Annotated in this window: 18 protein-coding genes and 1 pseudogene; 2 read left to right on the forward strand and 17 right to left on the reverse strand. The window is 32.1% G+C overall.

Annotation, left to right across the window (positions count from 1 at the left end):
- Positions 1–11: 11 nt before the first annotated feature.
- Complete coding sequence (locus tag ACCQ40_RS06385) at positions 12–1,388, reverse strand: alanine/glycine:cation symporter family protein (RefSeq protein WP_410033084.1); 1,377 nt, start codon at positions 1,386–1,388, stop codon at positions 12–14.
- Between the two features lie 249 nt (positions 1,389–1,637).
- Here ACCQ40_RS06385 and ACCQ40_RS06390 point away from each other — a divergent pair, with 249 nt between their 5' ends.
- Positions 1,638–2,183: a DUF421 domain-containing protein gene (locus tag ACCQ40_RS06390; RefSeq protein WP_410033085.1), complete on the forward strand. Its 546-nt coding sequence runs from the start codon at positions 1,638–1,640 to the stop codon at positions 2,181–2,183.
- Between the two features lie 10 nt (positions 2,184–2,193).
- Positions 2,194–3,588, forward strand: a complete 1,395-nt coding sequence (locus tag ACCQ40_RS06395) for a leucyl aminopeptidase (protein ID WP_410033086.1) — start codon at positions 2,194–2,196, stop codon at positions 3,586–3,588.
- A 79-nt stretch (positions 3,589–3,667) separates the two neighbouring features.
- Here the strand turns inward: ACCQ40_RS06395 and ACCQ40_RS06400 are convergent, their stop codons facing one another.
- From ACCQ40_RS06400 to ACCQ40_RS06475, 16 genes and pseudogenes are all read right to left on the reverse strand, one after another.
- Entirely contained in the window at positions 3,668–4,309 is a 642-nt protein-coding gene (locus ACCQ40_RS06400; protein WP_410033087.1) for a YdhK family protein, read from the reverse strand.
- 404 nt (positions 4,310–4,713) lie between these two features.
- The gene (locus tag ACCQ40_RS06405) at positions 4,714–4,995 is read right to left on the reverse strand and encodes a hypothetical protein (RefSeq protein WP_410033088.1); all 282 of its coding nucleotides are present in this window, start codon (positions 4,993–4,995) and stop codon (positions 4,714–4,716) included.
- A gap of 9 nt (positions 4,996–5,004) precedes the next feature.
- Complete coding sequence (locus tag ACCQ40_RS06410; RefSeq protein ID WP_410033089.1) at positions 5,005–6,021, reverse strand: type I restriction endonuclease subunit R, EcoR124 family; 1,017 nt, start codon at positions 6,019–6,021, stop codon at positions 5,005–5,007.
- Between the two features lie 42 nt (positions 6,022–6,063).
- Positions 6,064–6,360 carry a DUF3801 domain-containing protein gene (locus ACCQ40_RS06415; RefSeq protein ID WP_410033090.1) on the reverse strand — a complete coding sequence of 99 codons (297 nt, stop codon included), beginning with the start codon at positions 6,358–6,360 and terminating at the stop codon, positions 6,064–6,066.
- A 141-nt stretch (positions 6,361–6,501) separates the two neighbouring features.
- A complete protein-coding gene (locus tag ACCQ40_RS06420; RefSeq protein ID WP_410033154.1) occupies positions 6,502–6,984 on the reverse strand; it encodes a Csac_0668 family 2Fe-2S cluster-binding (seleno)protein in 483 nt (160 codons plus the stop codon).
- Between the two features lie 211 nt (positions 6,985–7,195).
- The gene (locus tag ACCQ40_RS06425; protein ID WP_410033091.1) at positions 7,196–7,531 is read right to left on the reverse strand and encodes a thioredoxin family protein; all 336 of its coding nucleotides are present in this window, start codon (positions 7,529–7,531) and stop codon (positions 7,196–7,198) included.
- 227 nt (positions 7,532–7,758) lie between these two features.
- Positions 7,759–8,061: an N-6 DNA methylase gene (locus tag ACCQ40_RS06430; protein WP_410033092.1), complete on the reverse strand. Its 303-nt coding sequence runs from the start codon at positions 8,059–8,061 to the stop codon at positions 7,759–7,761.
- Positions 8,062–8,553, reverse strand: a pseudogene (locus tag ACCQ40_RS06435) (type I restriction-modification system subunit M N-terminal domain-containing protein); the annotation flags it as partial.
- 206 nt (positions 8,554–8,759) lie between these two features.
- Positions 8,760–9,713: a 1-aminocyclopropane-1-carboxylate deaminase/D-cysteine desulfhydrase gene (locus ACCQ40_RS06440; protein WP_410033093.1), complete on the reverse strand. Its 954-nt coding sequence runs from the start codon at positions 9,711–9,713 to the stop codon at positions 8,760–8,762.
- A 466-nt stretch (positions 9,714–10,179) separates the two neighbouring features.
- Positions 10,180–10,557 carry a lactoylglutathione lyase gene (gene gloA, locus ACCQ40_RS06445; RefSeq protein ID WP_410033094.1) on the reverse strand — a complete coding sequence of 126 codons (378 nt, stop codon included), beginning with the start codon at positions 10,555–10,557 and terminating at the stop codon, positions 10,180–10,182.
- A 69-nt stretch (positions 10,558–10,626) separates the two neighbouring features.
- Positions 10,627–11,619 carry an NADH:flavin oxidoreductase gene (locus tag ACCQ40_RS06450; protein WP_410033095.1) on the reverse strand — a complete coding sequence of 331 codons (993 nt, stop codon included), beginning with the start codon at positions 11,617–11,619 and terminating at the stop codon, positions 10,627–10,629.
- Positions 11,620–11,727: 108 nt separating this feature from the next.
- Positions 11,728–12,879, reverse strand: coding sequence for a cation diffusion facilitator family transporter (locus ACCQ40_RS06455; RefSeq protein WP_410033096.1), 1,152 nt, complete (start codon positions 12,877–12,879; stop codon positions 11,728–11,730).
- A gap of 164 nt (positions 12,880–13,043) precedes the next feature.
- Positions 13,044–13,754, reverse strand: a complete 711-nt coding sequence (locus tag ACCQ40_RS06460) for a type 1 glutamine amidotransferase domain-containing protein (protein WP_410033097.1) — start codon at positions 13,752–13,754, stop codon at positions 13,044–13,046.
- 72 nt (positions 13,755–13,826) lie between these two features.
- A complete protein-coding gene (locus ACCQ40_RS06465) occupies positions 13,827–14,213 on the reverse strand; it encodes a YbgA family protein (RefSeq protein WP_410033098.1) in 387 nt (128 codons plus the stop codon).
- Between the two features lie 21 nt (positions 14,214–14,234).
- The gene (locus tag ACCQ40_RS06470) at positions 14,235–15,173 is read right to left on the reverse strand and encodes an L-lactate dehydrogenase (protein ID WP_394011330.1); all 939 of its coding nucleotides are present in this window, start codon (positions 15,171–15,173) and stop codon (positions 14,235–14,237) included.
- Positions 15,174–15,259: 86 nt separating this feature from the next.
- Entirely contained in the window at positions 15,260–16,567 is a 1,308-nt protein-coding gene (locus ACCQ40_RS06475) for a sodium-dependent transporter (protein ID WP_410033099.1), read from the reverse strand.
- Positions 16,568–16,622 lie beyond the last annotated feature (55 nt).

Raw genomic sequence — 16,622 nt, forward strand, 5'->3', positions numbered from 1 at the left:
ACTTTTATTTTTTAATATAAATGGTACTCTTCATCCCTTTCCCAAACTGGTTCTTCTATTCCTTCATCAAGCTGTTTTTGATAATCTTTTAGTACTACCTTAACATCTTTAAATAGTAGGAATAAGCAAATTACGTTTATAAATACAACTATACCAACAAATACATCGATAAAGCCCCATACGATAGATAAATCCATTTGAGTTGCTACTAAGAACATGATAAATGCTACGATTCTATAAATCCAAAGTGGAGTTTTGTAGTTTTTACCAAACATTAATAAAATATTGCTCTCACCATAGAATAAGTCGGCAATTAGAGTTGTAAAACCAAATAAGGTCATGGAGAAGAACACTAGCCATCTACCTACTTGGCCAAATTGAGATTGGAAAGCATCTTGTACTAGTAAGATACCATCGTGACCATTACCAGCTACTCCTGTTAATAGAATAGCAAATGCAGATAGAGAGCAAATAATAATTGTTGTTACAAAAGTACCAAACATAGCTAGGAAACCTTGTTCAGCTGGGTGTTTTACATCTGCTGATGCGTGCATGATACCAGCTATACCGTTTCCAGCATCGTTTGAGAATAATCCACGAGCAACCCCATGTCTAAATGCTTCTGTAATAGTGTGTCCTGCTAAACCACCTACTATAGCCTCTGGTTTGAAAGCTCCTCTAAAAATTAATCCAAACATAGCAGGTACTTCTTTAATATTAGTAATTATGATAAATAAAACTGCCAAGATATAAAGACCTGCCATAAAAGGAACAACTCTAGATGAGAACTCTGTTAGTCTTTTTACTCCTCCAAATGTAATGATAGCTGCAGCAATAGTTACAACTATTCCAGGCCAGATAGGATTTGCATTGACAACTCCTGTAAAGGCTTGACCAATAGAGTTTGATTGCATAAAGGCAATACACAAGCCTACACCTAGGATATAGAAAAATGCAGTTAAAACAGCAAAACCACGAGATTTTAGTCCATATTGTACATAGTAAGCAGGTCCTCCCCTATATGTACCATCTTCTAGTTTTACTCTGTATAGTTGACCTAAAACTGTTTCTGCAAATGTAATTACCATTCCTAAAAGAGCAGTAATCCACATCCAAAAAATTGCTCCAGGGCCTCCCCATACGATAGCTGTGGCCACCCCAACAAGAGATCCAGTACCTACCTGGCCTCCAACTGCAGTTGCAAGGGCTGCAAAACCACTGATGTTGTCACCAGATTTTAAGTTTTTCTTTAAAACTCTATTTATGTTGCCAGCATATCTGAACTGAGGGAAAGCAAGTCTTAGCGAATAGTAAAGACCAACTGCTAACAATATATATCCGATAACGTTATCCCACATCCAATTGGCAACTCCGATTATATTTTGCATATAATCCTCCTCCTTAAAACAAATAATATAATATGTATTCAAAAATACTAGACAATTATATAATATATAACAATATAATGCAATAGAAGAAATATATCGTGAATACATCTACAATAATCTATAAATAGCGCTTTTATTTATCACATCATCTAAGTACCTAGCAGCTATTTTATCAGAATGCAAGTATAAATTTTACTAACTTTTATTAATAATTTATAATAATTATAGGTAAAATATGAAAGGAGTTATATGAGAAATATATTTTATAATAACTTTGTAACTATATATTCTACTGCTATAAAAGGAATACTTATCTATATCTTCCTTATTATAGCCCTTAGGATAACTGGTAAGCGCAGCCTATCAAAGCTAAATATATTTGATTTTATCATAACTATAGCCATAGGATCAGTCTTTGCATCCGTGTTAACTACAAAAGATGTAAAGCTAGCCCAAGGTACTACTGCAATCATAGTCCTCTTAGGTGGCCAATATATTATAAGTAGACTTTCCTATAAGTATGATAAATTTGAAGAAAAAATAAAATCCGACCCCGCCCTACTCTACTATGATAATAAATTTTTATATGATACTATGAAAGTTGAAAGAGTAACAGAAAGAGAAATCTTGCAGGCGGTTAGATCAAGTGGTGTTGGATCACTAGAAAAAGTCCAGGCCGTGATTTTAGAAAGCCAAGGCTCTATATCAGTCATCACAAAGTCAGATGATAGCTCAATAGGCCTAGATAGCCACCTCTATGATCCAGTAAACACAAGTAAAAAAGATAATCTGTAAAGGAGAAAAAATGCAAGTAAATTTTAATAATTACAAAAAAGCAAATCTAGTAAAATTTGCTTACAAAAATCAAACCGACAACCCATACTTTAAGGCAGATCTAGGAGAAGTCCTACCAAATCCAAGCGAAAGTACCATTCTATTGGGCCTAGGCGAAAAAGAAAAACTAGATAAAGAAAGTTTTAAAAAAGCTATCTATAAACTAACAAAAGCAGCCATCAAACTAGACTTAGATGAGCTTAGCTTTGAAAAAGAAAACATAGATACAGAAGATAATGAGTTTTTAAGTCAAATAATAGAAGCAGTTAGCCTTGCAAACTATAACTTTGACTACTACAAGGAAGAAAAATCCGGCAAGATAGAAAATATCAACTTCCCAGAAGACTTAGATGACGAAGACTTAGATAACGAAAACTCAAATGCCATCCCAGAACAACTAACAGTCCTAGACTCCCAAGCCTTCGCCCGTGATTTAGTAAACCTACGCTCAAATGACATATATCCAGAAAGTCTAGCCCAAGCTACTAAAGAAAGACTAACAAGAAATGTAGAAGTTAAAATCTATGATGAAAAACAAATCAAAGACCTAGGCCTTACTGCATACCTAGAAGTAGGAAAAGGCTCAGACAATCCACCTAGACTTATCGTTATCGAATACCTAAACGGACCAAAAGAACAAAAACCATTAGTATTTGTAGGTAAGGGTATCACTTATGACTCAGGTGGATACTCTATAAAACCATCAAACGGTATGAAAACTATGAATGCTGACATGGGTGGAGCAGGAACAGTAATTGGCGCTATGGATGCAATTTCCTCAAATGAACTAAAAGTAAATGTAATAGGAATAGTTGCAGCTTGTGAAAATAGTATTTCAGGCAGGTCTTACAAACCAGGAGATGTTATAAAAGCAAGAAATGGACTTACTATAGAAGTAGATAACACAGATGCAGAAGGAAGAATAACCCTTGCAGATGCAGTAAACTACGGAGTTACAGAATACGACCCAGAATTTATAGTAGACCTTGCAACACTCACAGGCGCATGCCTAGTAGCCCTTGCAGAAATCTATACAGGAGCTGTTACAAATGACCAAGAAACATTTGAAAAAGTGCTAGCAGCAGCCAATGAAGCAGACGAAAAAATCTGGCAACTACCAAATGATGACACAATACGAAAATACAACGAATCTGAAGTAGCAGATGTCAAAAACTCAGGTGGTAGACTAGGCGGTACAATCACAGCCGGCCAATTTATAGAAAATTTCATAGAAGAAAAACCATGGGTCCACCTAGACATAGCAGGCACAGCCTACCTATCAAAAGCCCAAGGCCTATACGAAAAAGGTGCAACAGGTGTCCATGTAAAAACCCTTTATAACTTAGCAAAATCTTATAGTAAATAAATATAGATATAGAAAAAGCTACCAATAATGGTAGCTTTTTTTTGCTAAATATACTTATTTTTTATTAGCAAGATAGTACTTATTCAGCTTTAGATAATTCGTCTTCTGACATCCATTTGTGATTTTCGATCTCTTCCCCAGATTCTGTATCTGTGTAAGTAACCATATAAATATTAGTTTTTTCAGCTGAATCAACAGTTGCAGTTGCCCCTTTCATGCCTGGCATATGAGAAGCTTCTAAAACTACCTCATCACCTGCTTGGTATGGTTCATCTTGGGCATTTTCTAATTCTTCGTGCACTACCCATTTATGGTTAGCTACAGTTTCACCTGTCTCAGTATCATCATAGGTTACTTCATAAGCAGTAGTATCAAATACGCCTACCACTGTACCCTTAGCACCTTCCATACCTGGCATATGGTCATTTTCAATAATAACTTCGCTTCCTACTGGATAAGCTGGATTTTCTGCTTCTTTCATTCCTTCAGGAACTTCACCAGATTCATCGTGCACCATGTCTCCGTGACCACCTTCATCATTTGAAGTTTCTTTTTCTTCCACTTCGTTAGTGTCTTGTGTTGTCTCGGTATCAGTAGTTTCCTCTGTTGTTGTAGGTTCAGTTGTTTCTGTCTGCCCGTTATCATCCGCTGTACCACAAGCTCCTAGCAATAATGCAGATGATAGTAAAACAGCTCCTAATTTCTTTTTATTATCTTTCATACTCTTCCTCCTTTAAAATATAAAAACATTTTTATAAATTCAAGTATATAAAATATCATAAACAATGGCAACCAAATATTTTTTGTTCCTATCGTTTGCTTATTAACATCATTTAATTAAGAATGATACTACCTCCTTATAATTTATTGTACACATATTAGTCTAGAATATCATATACCCCTATCCTATTGAATAGACTCATATATCTAGAAATTTTCTCTTAATTTATTGCTATCCTAATCTTCAAAGAATTTCTAAAAGTTTTTTCTAACATTCCTTCATCTTTTGTATAAGCAGTCTAAATAGAAACTTATTAATTTTAAATAAATATTATTGTAATATAATTTTGTTGGTTCATAGCTATTTGACTTTTCTTCTCTATTTTGATAGGTGCCTAAAACTAACTATAAGATATATAGAGTTCCTTCGTCGTATTCCTTATTATCGAATAAATCTTTAATTGTTTTTTTCTGTATAGTTATTTTACTAACATTTTTTATTAAGTTATCATAATCATCAAAATTAGAAAGCCTTTGAGACTTTGTCAAATTATCTTTTTCTTCAGAGAAATACCAAATTCCCTCATAATTAGTTATAGAGTAAATAATATTATTATAAGAAAATTCAATTTCTCTTCCTTTTTTAAGGCTAGCTATTAAATCTTTGTAATCAATCATTAATAACATTCATATCTCCTACTCAAAATAAGGCCTTATCTTCTGGTCTATAAACTTATGGGTATCTTTTCTAAGCATGGATTTAAATTTTAATAAGCTTAGATTTTCACCACTTGCCTGATTGTATAGGTCTTTATCTGCGTTTTTGATTAGCTTATCTTCTCCCAGTGGTTTTTTGACTTCTTTTTTGTCTATTGGGTAATTTGCTATTAGAAATTCTAGGTCTTCTTTGTTTACCTTATAGTTATCTGCAAATTTGTCTATATTGGCTTGAATAATGGTGTTAAATTTGTCTTTGGCTACTTCATCTATGATAGCATTTTGGTATTTATCTGGGTTTTGGTCTATTTCTTCTATAATTTGCCTATAGACCTCTCCCTTGGCTGGGTTTTGTTTGATAAGTTCTGCTAGAGTTTTTTCTATTTCAACATTATTTTTATGATTCATCTCTCCCCTGCTATTGGCCTTTTCTTGGATAAGGCTGGTTAGGTAGGAATAGTCAATGATGTTGGTGCTAATAGAAATAGGTTGGTAGTTGATATCTAATAGGTCAAATTCAACATCTGATGGATCCCCATCAGGGCCTATGAGAACCTTTAGATATTCATAGTATTCCATGTATTCTTTTAGCTGGTCCTCATCAATTATATTTTTAAAATAACTTTCTTCATCAGTATAATCACTATAAACCATCACAGCTGCATTGGCTTTATCAAATTTTTGAAAGGCTTTTAAAAACTCTTTCATGCTCTCATAGCCTACCTCTACCTCAGGATCATCTACTATTTGAAATTGTAATAAGCCAGCTGCTGCATCTTCAAACCTGCGTTTGGCTTCTTTATAATCAGGTGCAGTTACAAAATTGCCCCCACCATTGGAGTAAAGGCTAAAGGCATCTCTTATAGCATCTTGAAAGGCAAAGGGAGTTCTAAATGTTACTACCTGTCCATAAGTTTTTCTATCATCATATGTTGAATCTCTTTTATTTTCCTTTTTCTCATATCTTTCTATGGCCTTTTTAAAGGCTAGATCCACTGCCTTTGTATCTTTTGCCTGGAAGAATACTGAATATAATCCTTATTCCTTATTTTTCATTACAGAAAAGTTTACTCCATATCGGTTAAGTTGGTTTTTAAGTTCCTTGACTTCACCCTTTTGTAAATCAATATTTTCCAGCTGACCTTTCTTTACCATATCCTTAAGTTTCCTTGAATTAGTTTTTCCTTTTTCACTAATATAATCTGCAAGTGGTTGGCTTTTTTCAGCGGCATCTTCTATAATCTTTTTCATAGCTTTTAAAATAGCCTTTGCTGAATACTGAGCCACTTTTATCTCAATATTTATAGCCTTATTATTAACTTCATTATTTACCATATAGGTGACCTCCTTTCCGGAGAAAATAAAAAAGCGGCCCAGATTTTTACATCTGAACCGCTAAAATTTTAATTCTATAGTTTTTTATTATTTTTAATTTTATTACTGTTGTGACGTACTTTATAAATTATGTGTCGCAAACTATTCTTTGCTATTTAATGCTTTATTGATGGTTTCCTGAATAAAAGGACTACAGCATCTACCCAAAGGATTGTTAATTTCGCACTTTCCATTTTTCATTGCCCCTGTAAGTCTAATAATATCTTTAATATTCTTTGCACCATCATCTAAAACAGCGTTTATAATTTGTTGCTCTGTAACTTGGTTGCAATAGCATATATATTTGGGATTTGCATTCTTTTTTAACCATATAGGAACTTTTACTTCTTCCTTATAAAAAACTCTTTCATTGTTTAAGTTATAGTACACGACATCACAATCTTCATTCATACATAAATAGTAAGTTTCTTCATCTACAACCTTTCCCATAAGGTTTTCTGATACCATATGCTTTACAGTTATATTCTTAACTTTTTCTCCTATTTCGTAACATTTGGGGCAATTTTCTTTTTCTTCCACGGTACCAATGTTTTTTTGTATTGAACCACAGCAAGATTGATTTATCTTATTTTCTTGACTCACTTTAATTCCTCCTGTCTAAATAAATATTATTTCTATAGTTAATCAGGATATCTAATACCTCTTTCAATGTATCTACAATATATTCTCCCTGTCGGTATCTCCTTTTCTCTACTATAACTAGAACTAGGTCCTTAGATTCAACCACATCTATTATTCTTTTAGGATATTGAACCCATTTCCCTATCTCCTGATATTATTGATTCATAATAATAAATGTTGGTGTAATAACTTTTCCATTAGGCATAAACTTACTGTAACTATCTGTATCTATTACTTTAAGTTTTATATTTTCATTATTTTTTTCTAACCAATGAACTACAGGAATATTAATTATAGAATCAATACACCAGTTTTCTCCAATCGCAAGTATATTAAATTTGCTTATTATACTACTAACCTTTTCTAAATCTCTCTCTAAATTTAAATAATTTCTTATCGCATTATCAGCATAATTCTTATATCTATCCTGAGCAGTATCGTAAAATTGTTGAAAAGTAACTCCAGAGTTAAATATTTGCTTGTATTTCAAATTGTCACTTCTTCCTAAAAAAGTAAGTTACTCCATATAATTTACTTACTCTTTATCTAACTAAATTTTACCCTTTGCTCTACTAAGATATTCAACATGAACATAATTATACTGATGCGTAACTAACTATCACCTTAAATATGATTGTATTAGATAATTATCAACTATTCAAGAGCTAATATCCTTACCTCTCATGCACTGCTCACAGCAATTAGATCCTAATTACTCTAAGCAATGCACGAAATATATTTAGTTAAAGTTCTTGAAACCGTTGATTTATTAACACAAACTGCACCCATCACTATTATGACACGTTCCCCCATGGTCGGGTCATAGACTGTATAGCCTTCGACATCTTCTTTACCATCCATAACTATCATTTCCATTAGCTTGCTGACTTCTTGAGGTGTATAAAACTCGCCGGCTTTTTTGCCTGATTCGCTGGCAAAGTTAGATATCATATATTCGTAGGCATCTCCTAGGATGTCTCCAGAATATTCTGCAAGGTTGATACCTGATATTTGTTTCATAACATTGGCTATTCTTTTGTTTTTGTCTTGTAAAGACTTGCCAAGTCTATTTGAGTATAGGTCGACATCATCAAAAAGCCCTGCAAAGTTTTCATCTGATCTTTCTATATCATTAAAAGCTTGCTTTAGATTATCTAGCTGAAAAGTTCCCTCATTTATTTCCTTGATTAGATTGGTAAAGGTGTACTGAGGTTTTATAATAAAACTATCTTGATATTTGAGTTCTTCTAAAAGTAAGTCAGCGTCCTTTGTTTGTAGATAATCTTCATAGGCTACTTGGATTTGCTCTAAAATATATATTATAACAGAGGCAGTATATCTATTTGATTGACTTCTTAATATAGCATTTATAATTCCCCAATATAGGCTCTTGCTAATAGCCCAACAGTTTCTAAACTTATTTTTTTTACTACATTCGCCTCTATCTAAGTCTCTAAGAAAAAGTAGGCATAAAAAAACTATCGTTTTCGTCTGAGAACGTAAACACGCAATAACTTAATAACATTTTAACTAGTAAATTTGTGATATATATTTTTTGAAATTAAAAAACCCCTAAATCCATATTATAGATTTTGGGGTTGAGGCAAGAAGAATTTGACACATTTTTCAATTTTTTAATCTAGACCTATGCTTCTTAAAGATTGGTGTTTGCTTGCTTCTTTAATAAGCCTATTGTAAGTATTTTAGAAATTATATATCTATTTTTCCCTTACTATTTCTTTGGCCATTTCTCTCATTTCTTTTGTCCACCCAAACATTCCTCCTGTATGGATAAATAAATGATTGCCTTTTTTGTCGAACTTGTTTTCAATATTAGAAATAAATCCTTCAAATGCTTTTCCTGTGTAACATGGATCAAATAATATGCCTGTTTTTCTCGCTATATCTAAATAAAATTCTATATCTTCTTTTCTATATTTAGCATAGCCAGGACCTATAAACTTGTCATTTATATAGATTTTTGAAGTATCAATTTCATCTTTGCTATCCTTTAAAATTTCTCTTACTTTTTTTATAAAAAATTCTTCGCTGTTATTAACAGATATGCCGTAGATTTTCTTTTTGCCAGCTGATAATTTTTCATTGGCATGATAAATACCTGCATATGTTCCAGCTGATCCAATTGCAAAAGTAATAGTATCGAACTTTATATTATTTTCATTTTCGTAAGATAAAATTTCTTTGTATTGATCAAAGTATCCTTTTGATCCTATATAATTGGATCCTCCCATAGGAATTATATATGGTTTTTTTCCTATGTCATAAAGCTTAGCTTCAATTTCCTCTATTGAATCTTTTACATTGCTTGTAAAAATAATTTTTGCTCCAAAGGCCTCATCCAGAAATAAATTGCCTTCAAATTCTTTTTCCGCACCTTCAAGTACTAAATAACAATCTAGTCCATACATGGCAGCAACTACAGCAGTAGCCCTGGCATGATTTGATTGAACTCCTCCACTTGTAATCAAAACATCACATTCTTTATCAATCGCATCATATACCAAATATTCCAATTTTCTTATTTTGTTTCCCGAAACTTCTAAACCAGAAAAATCATCTCTTTTTATATAAATATTTGTCCCATAATAATCAGACAAGCTATCTATTTTATAAACGGGTGTCGGAAAGTTTCCTATTTTCAATTTATTCATTTATAATTCACCTTTTTCTATCCAATCTTTTCCATAAGCTATTCTTGTAACCATCGTAGATGATGCAAGTATCTCCATATACATATATATTTAATAAAATAAGTTGACAAATTCTTAGAAATTTTAGAATCATATATATAAAGTCATCATTAGTATAATTATAACAAAAATGTTGTAAAATAAGCAATTAAATAGGGCTCGGATTAAATTTGATAGTATTAGAATATGATTAGATATATAAAAACAATTAATGAATTTAATAATTAAAACTTATATAGGATAAAATTGACTAGGTAAATATACTTTTTATTAGTATATTTGCCTAGTCGATATTTTTATCTTTCTTTCTTAAATATATAATAAAAGACTATAAAGGGTGATATTATAAAAATCACAGGCAATATCAATTTTGAAAAAGGTCCAGCAGATATACTGCAAGCCCTTTTATTTCGTAAGTTTTCAAATACTATTTTTCTATAATCTCAATTTGATATCCATCTGGATCTTTTACGAAAAAGTATTTGTCTGAATTGTCACTTAGACCTCTAAGTTCTGTAACTTCATAGCCTTTCTTGCTTAATTCTTCTCTAAAGGATTTAATATCTGGGTTAGAAATTGCTATATGTCCGTAGCCATTTCCTAGGTCATAGTCTTCTTCTTGGTCGTAATTATAGGTTAATTCCAATTCATAATCGGAAGATTCAGGAAGTTTTAGGTATACAAGGTCGAATTTCTTGTCTGGAAATTCCTTTCTTCTACTTTCAACAAATCCCAACTCTTCTGTATAAAACTTATAGGACTTATCAAGGTCCTTAACTCTAATCATTGTGTGTAAAAATTTCATATATCCTCCTAATTTATTTATAACCAATTGCATTTTTATTATTCACTTGGCTTATTTTTTGAATTTGCTTTAGATAAGTGGTTTTATCTCTTTTTTAATCCAGTTTGAGTCTTTGAAAACTGATCTGCCTATGCCAACTAAATCGCATACGTCACGATTTAAAATATCTTCTACATCTTGGCCAGTTTTTACTCCACCTGTAAGGATTACGGGTATATCTACCTCATCATAGATAGGCTTTGATAAGTAATCAAAAAATCCAGCTGATGTATCATCAATTGAAAATTTGCACATACCACCAGAAATATCTAGGACATCGACACCGGCTTTTTTAAAAGATTTTGCGGCATATACTGAGTCTTCTTTAGTAAGACCTCCATCCATATCATCACCTGCACCTAGTCTTAAAAATATTGGATAATCTTCTCCAACTTTTTCTCTAACTTTTTTTATAATTTCTAAATGAATTTTGATTCTGTTTTTGATATCTCCGCCATATTCATCAGTTCTTTTATTGGTAAGGGGTGATAAAAATTGATCTAGTAGATATCCATGAGCAGAATGAATCTCAACTCCATCAAAACCTGCTTTCTTGACTCTAAGGGCAGCATCTGCAAACTTATCTTCTATTTTTTTTATTTCTTCAATTGTAAGTTCTCTTGACTTTGAAGCTTTTGCATTAGAAGGATTTTTTATTGCAGATGGGGCAACTGGACTCTCACCTATGACATCTTCATTTGTAGAACTACCTGCATGAGAAATCTGCACTACTGCGTGGGAGCCATTATTTTTAATAATTTTTGCAAGTTTTTTTAACCCCTCTATAGAAGAATCATCTGCTATTGAAACTTGATTGTGACTTGCTTTTCCAAGTGGGTCGATAAAATTATGCTCTATGATAACTGTTGAAAAAAGTTTATCACAAGTTTTCTCTTGATAATAGTCAAGTATATCTTGGGACACATGACCCTTTTCATCAGCCTTGGCAGTTGCCATAGGCGGCATAATAATTCTATTTTTAAAGCTTATATTTTTAGCTTTTAGTTTTTCAAATAACTTCATTTGGATCTCCATTTATGTTTGTGATTTATAAAACAACCTCTTTATATTAGCATATATTATTTAAGGTTTTATTTCTATGAGTAATTATAATTTAATATTTTAGCAAAATTATTTGTCAGTATAATCAATATTTGGAAAGGCCTCGATATTATAATCTGGGAAGTGATGTTTTACATCCTCTATTACTTCCTTTAATACTTTAAGCCTATCCTTGGCATCAAGGCTGATGATAAGATCAAATCTTATTTCTTTGTCAATTTCATCAACATACAATCCATGGAGACCATTTATATATTCATGAGAATATATTATTTTTTTAATTTCATCTTTCACATTTATAATTTGACGGTCACTTGCATTTATAGGATAAACACCAATGGCGGTTAGTTCTATTTGGTATTTATAGTATATATCTAGTTGTATATCTCTAATTATTTCATCTAACTCCTCAGCTGTGTAATCATCTGGCACACCTATATCAATAGATCCATTCCAATCATTTGGCCCGTAATTATTTAGTACGAGAGCGCTTGCTCCCTCTACTCCTGGAAATGCTTCTACACTTGCTATGACTTTTTTTGCAAGTTCCGGATCAATTTTTTCGCCAAGAAGTTGTGAAATAGTTTTGTTAAGCATATCTATTGCTGATTTTATAATAATTATAGATATGATAGCACCAAGATAGGCTTCTAGGTATATACCAAGCCAGACATATAATCCTGCAGCTAGTAAGATAGATAGGGAAACAATAGAATCTAGTTTTGCATCCTTGCCTGAGTTTATTAAAGAATCAGAATCTACCTCATTACCAACCTTATTAAAATAATAAGCTATAGCTAATTTTACTATTACTGATAAAATAATTACTACAATTGTTATATAGCTATATGATGGTGTTGTAGGATTTATAATTTTTTTACCAGCTTCTACTAGCGAAGACACACCTACATATAAAATAATTACGGAAATTATCATAGCACTTAGGTACTCGATTCTTCCATAACCAAAGGGGTGGTCTTTATCAGGATCTTTTCCAGCAAGTTTTGTACCAACTATTGTAATAATAGAGCTAGCTGCATCTGATAAATTGTTGATTGCATCAACTAAGATTGCAATGGAGTTAGCACTCATGCCAATGATTATTTTAAGTAAAGCAAGCACACCATTTCCTATTATGCCAAAAATACTTGTTTTTATTATTTTATTTTCGCGCTCTTTTTGTAATTTGTCTAATTTTCTAAAATCTTCAAAATTTTTCAAATTTCTTACACTCTCTCCTTTATTTAACATTTAGACTTAATTTATAAAGTAAATTTTGCAGCTAAAAATCGCAGGATAGTTATCTGCGATTTTTAGCATAATTACATTTATATTTTCTAATGATTTTATAGATTAGCAAAATTTCTAAATATTTTTATGGTGAGCTAGATATACAACTCTTTTTTCTTTAAATCATTTACAAGTTTTCTAGCTACTGCCCTACCAGAAAATGGGTTTTGACCGGTGATTAGTCTACCACATTTTACTGCGTTTGGTGTATATGGGAGAGTTTTTAGGAAGTTTGCTCCACGTATTTTTGCTTCTTGCTCCGCACTAAAGGGAACTTTTTCTTTTTTACCGCCTAGGAATTCTTCTTGATCAGTAAAACCTGTTATATATCTACCATCGATTAGGTAGTTATCGTTGCTATCTTTTATATTTAGTAAACCTACTACACCATGGCATACTGAGCAAATATAGCCACCGCTATTGTAAATAGTTTCTGCAATTTTTATAAGCTCGCGATTTTTTGGAAAGTCCCATAATACGCCGTGGCCTCCTGTATAATAAATTGCAAAATAATCAGCTGGATTAATATCTGATGGTTTTAAAGAATTTTTTATAGCACGTGTTTTAAAATCAAGGGAGTTTAGAATATCAAAATCTTTTTTACTAGCATATGGTTTTTTCATAGACCTAGGGTCTAGGGGTACTTGTCCACCCTCTGGACTTACATAATCTACTTTTATTCCATTTCTTTTTACCTTATCTACAAATTCTGTTGCTTCTGCTAGCCACAATCCTGTTTTTTCACTATCATTTCCATAGTGGTCTGTATTTGTCATTACTACTAGTACTTTTACTTTTTTATCCATTATTTACCTCATTTCTTCTTAAGTAAATATTTACCCAATAAAGGAAATAAATAAAAAACCGCAAACTTATGTTTACGGTTTTTCTTTAAATATAGTTGATTTTTGTAAATAATTGTAAGGATATTTTTCTAGAAGTATTTTTAAATATTCTAGTACCTCTTCTTTTTCGATTATATCTTTTTGGTAGAAGTCTATGAGGGATAGAAACTTTTCTTTCTCTGCTGGACTTGCATCTTCTTTAAAGTAGCCCCAGATATGTTGGTAGGCATTTACCACATCTTTTTTATTTTCTGGCAAATCCAAAGCTTTATCTATCAATTTTTTTACACTAGCTACTTCTAGGTCTTCCCCTTTTAAATAGTCTCTTATAGATAAATAATATTTATGAGACTTGGATAAGACCAAGTATTTATTTTGCGCCCAGAGATTTTCTGCTTTTTTTCTTTCTTCTTTACTCATCTACCACTACCATATAAACTCTTATAATTGGCTGTTGTTGATGATATCTTTAAGTGTTTTTGCAGAGTGTTCTAATTTTTCTTTTTCTTCATCTGATAGTGGAACTTCGATGATGTGTTTTACACCTGTTTTACCAATTACTGTTGGTACACCGATGTGGATATCGCTTAATCCGTATTGACCATCTAGGTATGATGATGTTAAGTAAACTGCGTTTTCATCATTTAAGATAGCTCTAACGATAGCAGTAAGTGCTGTACCAATTCCGTAGAATGTAGCTCCTTTTCTGTTAATAATTTCATAAGCTGCATTTACAGTTTGATCGAAAGCTTTATCTAATGCTTCTTGTGTTACATTTGGATGTGTGCTTTTCCATTCTTCGATGCTTAGTCCACCTACATTTGCATTTGACCATACTGGGAATTCTGTATCACCGTGTTCTCCCATTATGTAAGCATTTACAGATCTGTAATCAACATCTAAAAGGTTTCCAATTTGTTTTTGGAATCTTGATGTATCTAGTGTTGTACCAGAACCGATTACTTTGTGAGCTGGGAAGCCAGAGAATTTCATTGTAGCGTATGTTGTAACGTCTACTGGGTTGGAAGCGATTACAAATATTCCATCAAAACCGCTGTCTACTACTTTACCAATCATATCTTTAAAGATTGCTAAGTTTTTGTCTACTAATTGTAAACGTGTTTCACCTGGTTTTTGTGGGATACCAGCTGTAATTACTACAACTTCTGCGTCTTTACAGTCTGAATAATCAGCTTTGTAAACCTTTTTTGGATAAGCGAAGCTTAGAGCATCTGTAAGGTCTAATACGTCTCCTTCTACTCTTTCTTCGTTAATGTCGATGATTCCTAATTCACGGCCTACTCCTAATAATGATGAAGAATAAGCAAATGATGATCCTACTGCACCATCACCAATTAAAATTACTTTACTATCTTTCATAGCAACTCCCTTCATAAGTGTTTAATTTATCGTTATAATTTTATAACTATGCTAACATTATAACACACAAGAAATTTTTTTAAAAGTTAAAATGATATCTTAAAAATAAGAGCTAGACTGGTAAGTATGATTGCTATAGGCACATAAATATATTTACCTAGTCTATACCATCTGTCACCATAATGGTTTTTACTACTCAGATTTATCTCATTTACTAGCATATCTTTTTTAAGAACATAAAACCAAGTAATAGCACCTATGGATGCTCCAATTGGAATTATATAAATAGAAATAATATCCATATATGGTCCAAAATCATCTATGCGTTCTAAATTAATTCCTATTAAAAATACCACTAACCCTAAGAAAATAAATACCATATTACGAGATAAATTTTTAAACCTATGGGTAAGTGATTCTGCTATTACCTCAAACATATTTTGTAAGGATGATATACCTGCAAATACAACTGCAAGGTATAAAAATATAGCAAAAATCCTGCCAAATTTTATATTATTTAAAATTTTAGGTAAAGTTACAAAAAGTAATGATGGTCCCCCTACTTGTTCCATATTATAAACACTTACTGCTGGGATAATTACAAATGATGCAAGTAGACCAGAAAGAGTATCTAATATACCTGTATGCACAGATGAACTAACTATATCTTCTTTTTTGCTGATATATGCACCTACTACAATCATTCCAGATCCAGTAATAGAAAGGGAGAAAAAAGCCTGTCCCATGGCAGTCACTATTGTATTAATGTTTAAAGTCGCTGGATTATATTTAAACATATTGTCATAACCTGCGATAGCATTTGGTAGGGTTGCTACTTTTATAGCAAGAATAACAAATAAAATAAAAAATGTAGGCATCATAATTTTATTTGATTTTTCTATGGAAGACGCACCTCCTAAGCAGGTAATGATAGTTAAGACTATGGCTATTAAATGATAGGAAATTACAGAATATTTTTCACCTGCAAAGCTATCAAACCAGATATCAGCATCTGTTGCAAATATTTGTCCAGTGAGTGAATCTACAAATCCTTTTAGCACGTAGGCAACTATTACACAATATCCGATAGCAATCAAAAATGTACCTATAAGAGGGATAAGTCCTAGTATTCTTCCAAGTTTTTTATTATTTTTACTGGTATCAAAGGCATACTCATAAGCTCCAAGAGTACCAGTTTTTGCCATACGACCTATGGCAAACTCTGATGAAAGTCCTACATAGGAAAAGAGGGCTGCAAATATTATGTAAAAAATTAAAAAAACAAGCCCTCCTGCTTGAAATTTATAAGGGAAACCCCATATATTGGCCATACCTACTGCAGAACCAACTGCAGATAGGACTATGCCTATTTTTGAAGAGAATTCTTTATTCATACTTTACTCCTTTAAAGCGAGATTAGTCATAGAAGAATTATATCATAATATAAAT

The sequence above is a fragment of the Anaerococcus cruorum genome, from assembly GCF_046365495.1.
Lineage (GTDB): Bacteria > Bacillota > Clostridia > Tissierellales > Peptoniphilaceae > Anaerococcus > Anaerococcus cruorum.

Bases quoted from the DNA above. Each gene is read 5' to 3' on its own strand.
- ACCQ40_RS06415 (WP_410033090.1), bottom strand. From the start codon at position 6,360: ATGGTAAATAATGAAGTTAATAATAAGGCTATAAATATTGAGATAAAA.
- ACCQ40_RS06440 (WP_410033093.1), bottom strand. From the start codon at position 9,713: ATGAATAAATTGAAAATAGGAAACTTTCCGACACCCGTTTATAAAATA.
- ACCQ40_RS06470 (WP_394011330.1), bottom strand. From the start codon at position 15,173: ATGAAAGATAGTAAAGTAATTTTAATTGGTGATGGTGCAGTAGGATCA.
- ACCQ40_RS06450 (WP_410033095.1), bottom strand. From the start codon at position 11,619: ATGAAGTTATTTGAAAAACTAAAAGCTAAAAATATAAGCTTTAAAAAT.
- ACCQ40_RS06475 (WP_410033099.1), bottom strand. From the start codon at position 16,567: ATGAATAAAGAATTCTCTTCAAAAATAGGCATAGTCCTATCTGCAGTT.
- ACCQ40_RS06465 (WP_410033098.1), bottom strand. From the start codon at position 14,213: ATGAGTAAAGAAGAAAGAAAAAAAGCAGAAAATCTCTGGGCGCAAAAT.
- ACCQ40_RS06400 (WP_410033087.1), bottom strand. From the start codon at position 4,309: ATGAAAGATAATAAAAAGAAATTAGGAGCTGTTTTACTATCATCTGCA.
- ACCQ40_RS06390 (WP_410033085.1), top strand. From the start codon at position 1,638: ATGAGAAATATATTTTATAATAACTTTGTAACTATATATTCTACTGCT.
- ACCQ40_RS06395 (WP_410033086.1), top strand. From the start codon at position 2,194: ATGCAAGTAAATTTTAATAATTACAAAAAAGCAAATCTAGTAAAATTT.
- ACCQ40_RS06460 (WP_410033097.1), bottom strand. From the start codon at position 13,754: ATGGATAAAAAAGTAAAAGTACTAGTAGTAATGACAAATACAGACCAC.
- ACCQ40_RS06430 (WP_410033092.1), bottom strand. From the start codon at position 8,061: ATGAAACAAATATCAGGTATCAACCTTGCAGAATATTCTGGAGACATC.
- ACCQ40_RS06385 (WP_410033084.1), bottom strand. From the start codon at position 1,388: ATGCAAAATATAATCGGAGTTGCCAATTGGATGTGGGATAACGTTATC.
- gloA (WP_410033094.1), bottom strand. From the start codon at position 10,557: ATGAAATTTTTACACACAATGATTAGAGTTAAGGACCTTGATAAGTCC.
- ACCQ40_RS06405 (WP_410033088.1), bottom strand. From the start codon at position 4,995: ATGTTATTAATGATTGATTACAAAGATTTAATAGCTAGCCTTAAAAAA.